12 protein-coding genes and 1 pseudogene are annotated in these 12276 nt (G+C 39.6%); 10 read left to right on the forward strand and 3 right to left on the reverse strand.

Annotated features, from left to right (window positions below; genetic code table 11):
- The first annotated feature begins 1 nt into the window (after nucleotide 1).
- From QZ488_RS04200 to QZ488_RS04220, 5 genes are all read left to right on the forward strand, one after another.
- On the forward strand, nucleotides 2–985 hold the full coding sequence (locus tag QZ488_RS04200) for an NAD(P)H-quinone oxidoreductase (RefSeq protein ID WP_293746532.1): 984 nt from the start codon (nucleotides 2–4) through the stop codon (nucleotides 983–985).
- A gap of 245 nt (nucleotides 986–1230) precedes the next feature.
- A complete protein-coding gene (alc, locus tag QZ488_RS04205; RefSeq protein WP_293746534.1) occupies nucleotides 1231–2280 on the forward strand; it encodes an allantoicase in 1050 nt (349 codons plus the stop codon).
- 29 nt (nucleotides 2281–2309) lie between these two features.
- Nucleotides 2310–2819 (forward strand): ureidoglycolate lyase, encoded by a 510-nt coding sequence (locus QZ488_RS04210; protein WP_293746536.1) that lies wholly within the window; start codon nucleotides 2310–2312, stop codon nucleotides 2817–2819.
- A 66-nt stretch (nucleotides 2820–2885) separates the two neighbouring features.
- On the forward strand, nucleotides 2886–5084 hold the full coding sequence (locus QZ488_RS04215; protein WP_293746538.1) for a malate synthase G: 2199 nt from the start codon (nucleotides 2886–2888) through the stop codon (nucleotides 5082–5084).
- 14 nt (nucleotides 5085–5098) lie between these two features.
- On the forward strand, nucleotides 5099–5731 hold the full coding sequence (locus tag QZ488_RS04220) for a TetR/AcrR family transcriptional regulator (protein WP_293746540.1): 633 nt from the start codon (nucleotides 5099–5101) through the stop codon (nucleotides 5729–5731).
- A 12-nt stretch (nucleotides 5732–5743) separates the two neighbouring features.
- Here QZ488_RS04220 and QZ488_RS04225 read toward each other — a convergent pair whose 3' ends face one another.
- Nucleotides 5744–6565 carry a sulfite exporter TauE/SafE family protein gene (locus QZ488_RS04225; protein WP_293746542.1) on the reverse strand — a complete coding sequence of 274 codons (822 nt, stop codon included), beginning with the start codon at nucleotides 6563–6565 and terminating at the stop codon, nucleotides 5744–5746.
- Nucleotides 6566–6881: 316 nt separating this feature from the next.
- Here QZ488_RS04225 and cobB point away from each other — a divergent pair, with 316 nt between their 5' ends.
- Genes cobB through QZ488_RS04250 form a run of 5 tightly spaced genes read left to right on the forward strand, consistent with a single transcriptional unit; the run spans nucleotide 6882 to nucleotide 10522 of the window.
- The gene (gene cobB / locus QZ488_RS04230) at nucleotides 6882–7628 is read left to right on the forward strand and encodes a Sir2 family NAD+-dependent deacetylase (protein WP_293746544.1); all 747 of its coding nucleotides are present in this window, start codon (nucleotides 6882–6884) and stop codon (nucleotides 7626–7628) included.
- Nucleotides 7621–8265, forward strand: coding sequence for a LysE family translocator (locus tag QZ488_RS04235; RefSeq protein ID WP_293746545.1), 645 nt, complete (start codon nucleotides 7621–7623; stop codon nucleotides 8263–8265). Before cobB ends, QZ488_RS04235 begins: the two co-directional genes overlap by 8 nt.
- Nucleotides 8266–8299: 34 nt before the next feature.
- Complete coding sequence (locus QZ488_RS04240; RefSeq protein ID WP_293746546.1) at nucleotides 8300–9070, forward strand: hypothetical protein; 771 nt, start codon at nucleotides 8300–8302, stop codon at nucleotides 9068–9070.
- Nucleotides 9063–9890: a glucosaminidase domain-containing protein gene (locus tag QZ488_RS04245; RefSeq protein ID WP_293746548.1), complete on the forward strand. Its 828-nt coding sequence runs from the start codon at nucleotides 9063–9065 to the stop codon at nucleotides 9888–9890. Before QZ488_RS04240 ends, QZ488_RS04245 begins: the two co-directional genes overlap by 8 nt.
- A complete protein-coding gene (locus tag QZ488_RS04250) occupies nucleotides 9887–10522 on the forward strand; it encodes a DUF2987 domain-containing protein (protein ID WP_293746550.1) in 636 nt (211 codons plus the stop codon). The genes QZ488_RS04245 and QZ488_RS04250 overlap by 4 nt, the downstream gene beginning before the upstream one ends.
- Nucleotides 10523–10602: 80 nt before the next feature.
- On the opposite strand, the gene QZ488_RS04255 is transcribed toward QZ488_RS04250, so the two are convergent.
- Nucleotides 10603–11151, reverse strand: coding sequence for a DUF1232 domain-containing protein (locus tag QZ488_RS04255; RefSeq protein WP_293746551.1), 549 nt, complete (start codon nucleotides 11149–11151; stop codon nucleotides 10603–10605).
- 83 nt (nucleotides 11152–11234) lie between these two features.
- Nucleotides 11235–12271, reverse strand: a pseudogene (locus QZ488_RS04260) (patatin-like phospholipase family protein).
- Between the last annotated feature and the right edge of the window lie 5 nt (nucleotides 12272–12276).

Consider the following 12276-nt stretch of genomic DNA (forward strand, 5'->3'; position numbering starts at 1 on the left):
CATGCGGTTTATAAAACACGAAAACGGTTGCGCACCTGAGGCACTCGAAATTAGCCAGGCTACGATCCCTGAGTTGAAACCTGGCCAGGCTTTGGTCAAAGTCAGTTGTTTTGGGGTAAATCGAGCCGATACGTTACAAAGGCAAGGAAAATATCCAGCTCCTTCAGGCGAAAGTACTATTTTAGGTTTGGAAATGAGCGGTGAAATTGTGCAAATCCATGCTCAACCAATTAAGCAGCAACCTTTTAAACTTGGTGACAAAGTATTTGGATTGGTGGCCGGGGGTGGTTACGCCGAATATGTAGCAGTGAATACTGAGCACCTCATGCCAGTGCCTTCTAATATTAGTTTGCTGGAAGCTGCGGGTATTGCTGAATGTTTTCTAACTGCATACCAAGCAATGTTCATAGAAAATAATCTACAACCAAAACAACATGTATTGATCCATGCAGGGGCCAGTGGAGTGGGGCTTGCGGCTATTCAATTAGCCAAACTAAAAGGATGTTATGTAGCAGTAACCGCGTCCAATCAAGCTAAGTTAGATCTTTGTCAGCAGTTAGGTGCTGATCTGCTCATTAATTATCAACAACAAGATTTTGCGGTTGAAGTAGCCAAACACTGGCAAGGCTGTGATTTGATTATTGACTTTGTTGCAGGTGATTACCTAAATCGAAACCTAAAGCTTCTTAATATTGATGGTAACGTACTTTATTTAGCGATGTTGGCAGGTCGGTATGCAGATAATCTCGATATGGGATTGATGTTGGGTAAACGCGCTACAGTGAAAGGTTCCACTTTGAGAAGTCGTAGTGATCAATATAAAACCCATCTAATTGAAAAGTTTAGTCAGGCTTGTTTAGCGGACTTTGCGAAACACACATTAATCGCCAATGTCGACAGTGAATTTGCAGCAGAAGACACGGGCAAAGCACATCAACGAATAGAGAATAACGATACCATGGGTAAGTTAATCGGTTGGTGGTAGTAACATTTGATAAACGTTTTTAATGGCTATACTTTTAAACACTTTTTAATTGATCTTTACCATTCATAACATCAATCTAATCCCTGTTTTTATTTTTTATCAAGCTATGCAGGGCTTAGCTATTCGATTACAATAATTACCTGACAGTTGTGTCAGGTTTTCTGCAGTGAAAACTTTTGCAACTCCCCCTTTTTAATGACAACTCTAATTGAAGATCATCAAGTGAGTGAAATAGGACATGTTACATGATTGAGAATACTCAAGAGCAAACCAAACTAGCAGGTCAAAGTGCTGAGCAGGAGTTGAAGTTAAAAACTTATTTTGTTGATTTAGCCAGTGAGCGAGTAGGCGGTGAAACGTTGTCTTGTAGTGATGATTTTTTTGCTGAAATGGAAAACTTACTTAAAACCGGTCGTGGTATTTTTATTGATGATAAATACACTGAACGTGGTAAATGGATGGACGGTTGGGAATCTCGCCGTAGTTATGGCAGAGATAATGGTCGCGAATTTGATTGGTGTATTATTCGTCTTGGGATCAGTGGTGTCATACGTGGGTTTGATATCGATACCAATTATTTCCGTGGAAATGCGCCGCAAACTGTTTCAGTCGAAGCCTGTGTCAGTTCACAGCAACCCAATGAAGATACCGTTTGGCATACCGTTTTAGATAAAAGTGAAGTGGCCGCACATAGTCAAAACATATTCGAAATATCTAACTCTCAGTCCTGTACCCATGTACGTTTGAATATGTTTCCAGATGGTGGCATAGCGCGTTTACGTGTTTACGGTGAAGCTGATGTTAACTGGGAACAATTCGTTGACGGCGAACTTATTGATTTAGCATCGATTAAAAATGGTGCAAAAGCATTGTTAGTCAGTGACATGTTTTTCAGCGATAAAAATAATCTGATTATGCCAGGGCGTGGTAAAGATATGGGGGATGGCTGGGAAACTAAACGTCGCCGAGATCCCGGCCCTGATTGGTCAATTGTAAAATTGGCAGCACAGGGCAGTGTCGAGAAAGTCATAATCGATACTTGTCATTTTAAAGGTAACTTTCCAGACACCTTTAAATTAGAAGGCATTAACAGCGAGAGTGATAATTTTAACGATGCTAACGCCGAGTTAGATTGGCAGACCCTGATTCCTCAAACTAAGTTACATGCTCATCGCGAACATTTGTTTATTAGTGAAATAGTAGCCAATAAATTACAGACATTTACACATGTAAAATTAAGTATTTACCCAGACGGCGGTATTTCTAGAATGCGCGTATTTGGCAAACGTAAGTAGCGTCTAAGTAAAATGGGAATGACGATTTGATGATTAACAACAAACAGTTAATACCTAAACCACTCACCCGAGAAGGTTTTTCGCGATTTGGGGATGTGATTGAGGTCAATGATAAAGCCAAAAACTTCAGCATTAATGACGGGTTTACTCAACGCTATCATGATTTAGCCGATGTAGACGTGACTGAAGAAAACGGCCGAACCTTAATTAATATCTTTCGCTCAACGCCACTAGAACAGCCGGTTAGAATAAAAATGATGGAGCGTCACCCATTATCTAGCCAAGCATTTATTCCTATGGGGCAACAACCTTATTTAGTGGTAGTTGCACCTAAAGGTGAATTTGATATCACAAAAATTAAAGTGTTCTTGGCTTCAGAAAATCAAGGGGTGAATTATCATAAAGGCACGTGGCATCACTACTGTTTAGCATTGCATCAAGTTAGTGACTTTATCGTGGTTGACCGCGGTGGCGCAGGTGAAAATTGCGATGTGATAAATTTGGATGGTTCACTGGTTATAGCTCAAAGTGAAGATTAACAACAATTGAAAATATACACCGAATAAAGCTACTCTCTGGTTATATTAAAAGTTATAGGAAACACAATGAATAAACGAATTAATCAACACGGCTATAAAATAGCCGATTGCTTGTACAGCTTAGTCAACCTCGATGTGCTGCCTGGATTGCATATTAACCAAGATGAGTTTTGGCGCGCTGTTGCTGATGTACTTAATGAGTTTATTCCGATTAATAAGGCCTTGTTGGCTACTCGGGACGAGCTACAAGCCAAAATTGATAATTGGCATTTAGGCAAGCTGAATGTACCTTTTTCACAAAAAGAATATCAGCAGTTTTTAACCGATATTGATTACTTGGTGCCTGAGCAAGACGATTTTGAAATCACTACTCAAAATGTCGACTCAGAAGTAGCGTTAATTGCAGGGCCGCAGTTAGTTGTGCCACTAATGAACGCTCGATTTGCGCTAAATGCAGCGAACGCTCGCTGGGGTAGTTTGTACGATGCGCTTTACGGTTCAGATGTGATTGTTGCTGATCAAAACAGCGAAAATAAATCAGGCGAATACGATCCTATTCGAGGCCGGAAAGTCCAAGTTTTCGTGCGTAATTTCCTAGATGGGTCTTTGCCCTTAGCGCAAGGTAGTCATCATGATGCAGTCAAGTATAAGGTTGATAATAAAAGGCTTATTGTAGAATTAAATACCGGCAGTCGCGTGAACTTAAAAGACGATAGTCAATTTGTTGGATTTAATGGTTCTCTAGATAATCCGACTGCAATTTTGTGTATTAATAATGGCTTACATGTGTCAATCCTAATTGACAAAAACAATCCCATTGGAAACACCGATGCGGCCGGAATAAAAGATGTCGTATTAGAGTCCGCTTTGAGCACCATACAAGATTGCGAAGACTCCATTGCGGCCGTTGATGCCCGAGACAAAACTGCTGTATACAAAAATTGGTTAGGCCTGATGAAAGGCGATCTTGCAGAAACCATAAGTAAAGGTGGTAAACAAATAACCAGAACCCTGAATCCTGATCGGACTTACCTAACGCCGTCAGGCGACGCCATGAGTTTGCCTGGGAGAAGCTTACAGTTTATCCGTAATGTAGGTCATCTAATGACCACTGACGCGATTTTAACGAATAGTAATGAAGAAGTGCCAGAAGGTATTGTAGATGCCCTAATAACGTCATTGATTGCTTTGCATGATTTAAATGGTTCATCCAAGTATGTGAATTCAAAACAGGGCAGCATTTATATTGTTAAACCCAAAATGCATGGACCCCAAGAAGTACAGTTCACCGATGATCTGTTTAGCCGAATAGAACAAAAATTTGGACTTTCCGATAATACTATAAAGATGGGGATTATGGATGAAGAACGTAGAACCTCAGCCAATCTCAAAGAATGTATTCGAGCCGCGAGTACTCGTGTAGCGTTTATTAATACCGGATTTTTAGATAGAACCGGTGATGAAATTCATACCAGTATGATGGCAGGTCCTATGGCGCGTAAAGAGCTGATGAAGAATGAAAAATGGATTTCAGCTTATGAAAATAGAAACGTTATAATTGGATTAAAAGCAGGCCTTAAAGGTAAAGCGCAAATAGGTAAGGGCATGTGGGCTACTCCCGATGAAATGGCGGCGATGCTTAAAACAAAAATAGGTCACCCAAAATCCGGGGCTTCGTGTGCTTGGGTGCCTTCACCCACCGCCGCAACATTACATGTGATGCATTATCACCAAGTGTGTGTGTCAGATGTCCAAGAGCAAATGATCAAAGAAACTAAAGTAAGTGATGGTAATACTCAACTAGATGCATTGTTAACTATTCCGTTACTCGAAAACATTGATGATTTAACTGAACAAGAGCGACAAGAAGAATTAGATAATAATGTGCAAGGGTTATTGGGTTATGTGGTGCGCTGGGTTAATCAGGGGGTAGGGTGTTCTAAAGTGCCTGACATTAACAATGTAGGACGTATGGAAGACAGAGCAACCTTGCGTATTTCCAGTCAACATATCTGCAACTGGTTACATCATGGTTTATTGAGTGCCGAGCAAGTCATGCAAACACTTAAACGCATGGCAGTGGTAGTAGACACTCAAAATGAGCAGGACAATTCTTATATTGCCATGGCGCCTAACTTCGATTCCAGTTTAGCGTTTCAGGCGGCGGTTGACCTTATCTTTAAGGGTCAAGAACAACCAAGTGGTTATACCGAACCCCTGTTACATAAAATGCGTAATGAGTTGAAACGCAGCTTAGCTAACTAAACTTAGTTATTGTCATGCTAAATAAAAAGAACGAGGTGGGCGATATTCGAAAGAAGAATAAAGCGCTGATCCTCAATGCGGCTAAAAAAGAATTTGTTGCCTTTGGTTTTAAAGGTGCCTCTATCAAACGTATAGCCGAAAGAGCAAATATCCCTCGGGCAAATATACATTACTATTTTGCGAATAAGATGGAGTTGTACCAAGAATTACTCAGTAATATTGTGAGTATTTGGAACTCAAAATTTGACTCCCTAAGTATTGATGATGATCCCAAAACGGCGTTATCTGCATACATTCGCTCAAAGGTAATGTATTCCCGAGATGATCCCGATGCCTCTCGTATTTTTGCTAGTGAGATCATTCATGCTGCGCCTGTTTTAACCGAGTACCTCTCAACAGACTTTAAAATATGGGTACAGACTAAGGTTGATGTCATTCAATATTGGATCAAGCAAGAATTGATAGACGACATCAACCCTTATCACCTACTGTTTTTAATTTGGGGCGCGACGCAACATTATGCCGATTTTAATGTGCAGGTACTTGCCGCTATGGATAAGAAGAAAATGGATACCTCGAGTTTTGAGGCGGTGGTAGATTCCATCACCACAATAGTTTTAAAAGGCTGTGGAGTAAAAAACCTATAACCAACAGGTGAGCTAAATAAATAATTGCGCAAACATACGCAAGCCAGTAACCAGAAGTAATATGGCAAATAGTCTTTTGAGCAAGGTGCCGTCTATGATGTTGGCTAATTTAGCGCCTATTGGTGCAAACAAAACAGTCAGTGGCACAATACAAACAAAACCTACAAGGTTAACCAAACCATAAGTGCCAAAGGGTGCATCATTAGGTGTGTTACCAAGTATCAGCATAGTCATGGCTGCAGGAAGAGAAATGATTAGACCTATACCAGCCGCAGTGCCTACTGCTTTACGGGCAGGATAACTAAACGCGGTAAGAATAGGCACACTCAATGTACCGCCACCTATACCTACCATAGCGCTAATAAATCCAATACAACTAGCGAATAGTCGCTGCCAATATTTATTTGGTAGTGACTCGGCAACGTTTGATTTACCTTGGCCAAACATCATATTGAGTGCTGCTAAGCTGGCAATTATGCCAAACAAAACACCTAACCATTTGCCACCAAATTGTGTGACCAATAGACTCCCAACTATCACACCTAACAGGATATACAAGCACCAAGTTTTAAGTAGGACTAAATCAACGTTTCCTAATTTGTGATGGGATCGAATAGAACTAAGTGAAGTAGGAACAATAGTCGCTAACGAGGTGGCAGTCGCAATCAATATGGCACTTTGCGCTGATACACCAAAACGTTGAAATAAAAAAAACAACACAGGCACTATTACAATGCCACCACCTACACCCAATAATCCCGCTAACAATCCAGCAAAAACACCAGTTGCCAATAAAGCTAAAATCGTTGGCAGGTTGTTTAGAACAACATCCATAATATTCTCTTAAATTATTTGTACTCAAAAACGCTTCAAAGTCTCACTTCACTATTGTCGCGCCTAACTTGGTTATGTTTAACATCTATCCCATAACAATATGCATTCAATAATATCAGTATTAATACCAAGCTTTATTAAAAAGTAGAGTGATTAACTTCGATCGTGAGGATAATTCTGAAATTGATTGAGACAAAATAGACAAATGAGTAGCGATAATTTTGTTAGCATAATGCTCAACTTATATTCTTTAAATGAACTTTAAATACTCTGATGTATGTAATCAATTTCGTTTCTTATACTTGTTTGGTTTTCAATGTTAGGTGATTTCCCAGATTATAACCTTACCCAATTGAAAGTCGTTGTATTAACTGGTGCGGGTATTTCTGCTGAGTCTGGTTTAAAAACCTTTAGGGATAATAATGGTTTATGGGAACAGCATAGTATTGAGGATGTCGCCACGCCAGAGGGGTTTGAGCGTGATCCAGAACTGGTTTATCGATTCTATAATCAAAGAAGGAGCCAGCTACTTAGTACTGAAGTACAACCGAATAAAGCCCATCTAGCATTGGCAAAATTGGAAAATGTATTAGGCAACAGCTTCACCCTTGTTACCCAAAATGTTGATAATTTACATCAAAGAGCTGGCAGCAAAAACGTACTAAATATGCACGGCAGTTTGTTATCAGCTAGATGTTTAGGATCCGGCATTTGTAGCGATATTTTCAGCCATTTAGATCACACTAATCAGTGTGAGTGCTGTCAACCTAAATGTAGTTTACGACCAGATATAGTCTGGTTTGGGGAAATGCCAAAATATATGCAACAAATTGAAGACCTTTTGTATACTGCAGATGTTTTTATTTCTATCGGTACGTCTGGAACAGTTTATCCCGCTGCAGGTTTTGTTAGTCAGGCTAATTATAATGGTGCTTACAGTGTAGAATTAAATCTAGAGCCAAGCGCAGGACAATCTGAGTTTGCAGAAAAACACTATGGGCCGGCAAGCGAATTAGTCGGTCAATTTGTCGACATATTATTACAAGGCCTCAAAATTGACTGAATACGTACAACAATATTGGTTGGAGTTTATAACTATTGCTAGCGTACATTTATTAGCTGTCGCTAGTCCGGGGCCAGATTTTGCTATTGTTTTAAAACACAGCATTAGTTTTGGCCGAAGAGCCGCTATTATCAGTAGCATTGGTGTTGGCGTCGCTATTTTAATTCATGTCGCTTATTCGTTGTTAGGTATTGGTATTCTCATCAAAACCACACCAATGTTATTTCAAATGTTTAGTTATGCCGCTGCGACCTATTTGCTTTATTTAGGGTGGGGAGCCATAAGAAGCCCTGCACCTGCCAGCCTAGAACAGGGAGACATTAGAAAAGAAATCCAAACTATCTCTGATAAGAAGGCTTTTGTGGTGGGTTTTTTAACCAATGGTCTTAATCCTAAAGCAACGTTATTCTTTTTATCAGTATTTGCGGTAGCAGTATCACCAGACACGCCAAATATGATTAAACTTGGTTATGGTTTGTACTTAGCTATTGCGACCGGTATCTGGTTTTGTGTGTTGTCGATGTTTTTAAGCTCTAAAAAAGTAAGTCAGTTCATTGGTCAAAAGGGTTATTGGTTTGATCGGGTTATGGGTGTTGTTTTGATTTTGTTGGCGATCAAACTGGTAATGCCTGTATAGTGCGCCTGTATTGAGTAATAGGATTGATATTTAAGTGGAAGAAGAACAACATAAATTTGTAATTCAGGGTGGAAGCCTTGAAAAATCGCTAAAGCGTGAAACCCAATTAGATCTAAAGGCGATAGCCAAAGAAGCCTGGAATTTGTCAAAAAATGATAAAACCCCAGTGTTACATGGGATGTTGCTGTTAGTGTTTATTGCCATTTTATTTGCTTGGGTATTGCAGTCACTTTTTGGGATTACCGATTTGAATGTTTTGCCGCAGCGCATGATGATTGGTCTTAAGTTCGCTGGCGTGATTGTCACTACTCCCATTATAGCCGCTATGTTTTTAGTCGGTATTTCACATAGTGTTGGGATCAAACCCAAATTTATATCCATTTTAAAAAATGTAATGGGGTCTGTATTAGTCATTCTACTGGCATTGTTATTAGCAGCTATGTCAGATGTAGGCTCGTTTGTTGGCGCACAAGTTAGTGTTTTATTAGGTTTGCTAGTGCTATTTTATATAAACTTAGCAACGGGTTTTTCAATTATGTTGTTGGTTGAAAAAAGGTTAGCTCCGAGCCAATGCGTGATCCAGTCTTTCAAAGTATTCCACAAATATTGGATGCCACTTTCCATCTTTTATGTAGTTTACTATTGTTGTTTGTTTTTAGGGCTTATGTCTCTAGGTTTTGCCTATATCTGGATTATTCCATTTTTTATTAATATGAAAGGCATCCTATATAGAGAACTATTTGGGGTTAAAGTGCGTAGTGTTAAGAATGATACAAATAAAGATGAGGCGGTATTTCATGCTTAATATTGTTAAAGCATCTGTTGTCACTATTGTCGTTGTTATTAGCACCTTAACGTTAATCGTTTTGCTACAAAAACATAGTACTAAAGATGTGTCTGAAGACATTATTAGTCTTGAAAATATGCATATAGCTCCGTTAGAAATTAGTAAACAACCAGTACCTAACTTTTCTAATTATGCTGATATCACCGATAAAAAGCGGGCTTTCTTCGCCTACTTACAACCTGAAATACATAGACAGAATGAAATCGTTTTAAAAGAGCGAGAAATGGTGTTTGCATTGCAAGAAACATTTTTACAACAGCAAGTGTTTAATAAACATCAACAAGAAACATTCAACATGTTGGTGAAGAAATATAAATTCACAGGTGACAAACCCTTGTCTGTTGAGCAAATGCTAGAAACCTTAATAAGACGAGTTGATATCATTCCGGAGGCGCTGGTATTAGTTCAAGCAGCGAACGAATCGGGTTGGGGGGCGTCAAGGTTTGCTCAAAAGGGGTACAACTTTTTTGGTCTTTGGTGTTTTAAAAAGGGCTGTGGTTTTGTGCCTAAACAACGGGACGGCGATGCAGTTCATGAAGTAGCAAAGTTTAGAGATTTATCACATGCGGTCATGACTTATATACGTAACCTTAATCGTCACTATGCGTACAAAGACTTGCGAGTTATTAGACAGAATTTAAGACAAGAAGATAAACCTATCACTGCAAGAGCATTAGCAGAAGGTTTGTCTAGCTATTCTGAGCGAGGTCAGGAATATATTGATGAGTTGTTAAGCATGTTACGGGTTAATAAAAAACATATGGATACAACGATTTGAAAATAATTTTGTTTATTTTGGGTTATCTAGTTGTCAGTGTTAACGCGGTCGCAGATACTTTAGAAGTTGAATATGCAAGTTTCTATAGCCACGTTAAAAAACTAGATGATCCAGAGACTAATGCACTAAGGTTCACTTTTGGCTTCCAGCATATTGCTCACAAACGGCTATGTCATATTAGTAGCGGACAAATCACCACACAAAAACAAACACTTCCTTTGATTGTTGAAAACAATAGTCGCTTCACTGTGCCGACGGATAAAATTCTTAAAATGGCTAAGGCTAAGGTAGTCATTGAATTAGATGATCAAGCAAACCAATGTGATATGTCAGTGCAGTTAGAAACGTTACCTAGCTTTTTAAAAATTCAATATAGTCACGACGAACTGTTATTACTGTTCAATCAATATCAGGCGTTTTTTGATGAGATGGGAGGTTTTTTATCCTTTATGATGCCGTTACCGCAAGGCTTAGTTTTACAGTTTGATAATGCAACCGCTCCACTCAAAGAGGGAAAGATATTGTTGGATGAAAATGGGAATGTACGCTTAAGTGAGGACTGGTTGATATTGGGAAAAGGCTTGGAATTAACAACTCCACCGTTACGCATAACCGCTATCATTGAAAACTAACGGCCTCTATTTTCCTAAAGGAAAACTATGCAGGAACATGCAGGAAGAGTCAGACTCCCTGCATTCATTAAGGCTTGTCGTTATCTTCTTGAGAATAAACGTCTACTTCCGCCTGTACTGCGGTTGCGACGCATATTAGAACGTAATTCTGTTCTCTTACTATCTAACCAGCTATCTCGGTTGATATTGGCTTCAGAGCCTCTACGATTTTCTTCCGTTTTTCTAAAACTACAGAATTGTCTGTACGCAGACAAATCTTGAGATAATTCCTGAATAACCAATTCGATCATGATGGCATCATCAACGTACCCTAAACCTGGAATATTGTCAGGAACCAGATCTTCCGGCTCGGTAAAGTAAGCCAGTGATGTCAAAATTTCATTTTTTTCATCTTCAGGCATCTGCCACTCTGCATCTTCTAAGGCAGATATAAGGGTTTCGAGAGAATCCAATCTTTGTTTTACAAAATCAGGCAAATTAGCCTGTTCCATTTCTGCGCACACGGCACGTGCTTTTATTAATACTTCTGCCGGAGGATACTCGCTAGCTTTCTTCATAGCGGCTTTCATCATTGTACGAAAATGATCTAAGTCACTGTCAGAGAGTTCGAAACTAATTTGAATGGGCATTGTTCACAATCCTTATTTTATTTTAGCTGCCTACCTTAAAGAGCAGTCGAGAGTCTGTCAATTGTACTGTTAAAATAACACACTTATTCTGCACCTAATTGAAACTTAATTTGTTTGGCAATTCTTTCAACGCTGGCTCGGCCATGTTCAATAAGTTCTGTTGCTCGATAAAACTCCATCATGCCAAAATCGCGAAGCTGCGGCTCAATTAATATATCCGGTGGATCGCCAGCTAATCGAGAACGGGTAACCCTTGCTGATAGAATATCTAATGAGCCCGTCATTGCATTGATGATAGAGGGGGCAGGGGGAACAATAATCTGTTCTTTACTAGCCAATCCTTCAGATTTTAATTGATCTATATTCGCTGGCTCCAATATCTCAAGACATTCTTCAGTTAAAAATCCTTCTTCTGCTGCTAGCGCTTCTTCTGATGGCTCTGGATCCTTGTTTCCGGTTTTTTTAAACCATTGCTGGATCTGTTGCTGGCTGCGCTTAAAAAACTCAGATGTCTTTTTTTGGTTATTGCCATGATCAATTGGATTTGCGTCTAAAGATTGGGGTCTAAAGTCTGCGCTTAAGTTTACCGCAATGACAATATCAGCCCCTAACATTCTGCACATGTTAACCGGCACAGGGTTTACCACTCCGCCGTCAACCAACCACCTATTTTTAAACAACAGCGGCGGGAATAAGCCGGGAATAGCGCAGGACGCTTTTACTGCTTCAATTACAGAACCAGTTGTAAAGTCTACTTCGCGACCACTACGCGACCACTATATAAATCAGTGGCGACAGCTGCAAAAGATTTGTTTAACTCTTCAAAATATTGGAAACTAAACTTATCTTGCAGCGCTTTAAATACTTTTAGACCGCTTACTAAACCGCCTTTATGGAAACCTACACCCATCAAAGCAAACACTTGCCATTCTGTTAGGCTTTCGACCCATTCAGCCAACTCTGGTAATTTACCAGAAGCATATGCAGCCCCCACATAAGAACCAATAGAACATCCAGATACCACATCTATCTGAATACCCATTTCTTCTAAAGCTTGGATTACACCAATATGCGCCCATCCTCGGGATGCGCCACTGCCTAATGCTAATCCGATTTTCATGTGTT

Origin of the sequence: uncultured Paraglaciecola sp. (assembly GCF_913020055.1) — a bacterium.
GTDB lineage: Bacteria > Pseudomonadota > Gammaproteobacteria > Enterobacterales > Alteromonadaceae > Paraglaciecola.

Excerpts from the sequence above, each read along its gene's own strand:
- QZ488_RS04200 (WP_293746532.1), top strand. The coding sequence starts at position 2 with ATGCGGTTTATAAAACACGAAAACGGTTGCGCACCTGAGGCACTCGAA.
- alc (WP_293746534.1), top strand. The coding sequence starts at position 1,231 with ATGATTGAGAATACTCAAGAGCAAACCAAACTAGCAGGTCAAAGTGCT.
- QZ488_RS04210 (WP_293746536.1), top strand. The coding sequence starts at position 2,310 with ATGATTAACAACAAACAGTTAATACCTAAACCACTCACCCGAGAAGGT.
- QZ488_RS04215 (WP_293746538.1), top strand. The coding sequence starts at position 2,886 with ATGAATAAACGAATTAATCAACACGGCTATAAAATAGCCGATTGCTTG.
- QZ488_RS04220 (WP_293746540.1), top strand. The coding sequence starts at position 5,099 with ATGCTAAATAAAAAGAACGAGGTGGGCGATATTCGAAAGAAGAATAAA.
- QZ488_RS04225 (WP_293746542.1), bottom strand. The coding sequence starts at position 6,565 with ATGGATGTTGTTCTAAACAACCTGCCAACGATTTTAGCTTTATTGGCA.
- cobB (WP_293746544.1), top strand. The coding sequence starts at position 6,882 with ATGTTAGGTGATTTCCCAGATTATAACCTTACCCAATTGAAAGTCGTT.
- QZ488_RS04245 (WP_293746548.1), top strand. The coding sequence starts at position 9,063 with ATGCTTAATATTGTTAAAGCATCTGTTGTCACTATTGTCGTTGTTATT.
- QZ488_RS04255 (WP_293746551.1), bottom strand. The coding sequence starts at position 11,151 with ATGCCCATTCAAATTAGTTTCGAACTCTCTGACAGTGACTTAGATCAT.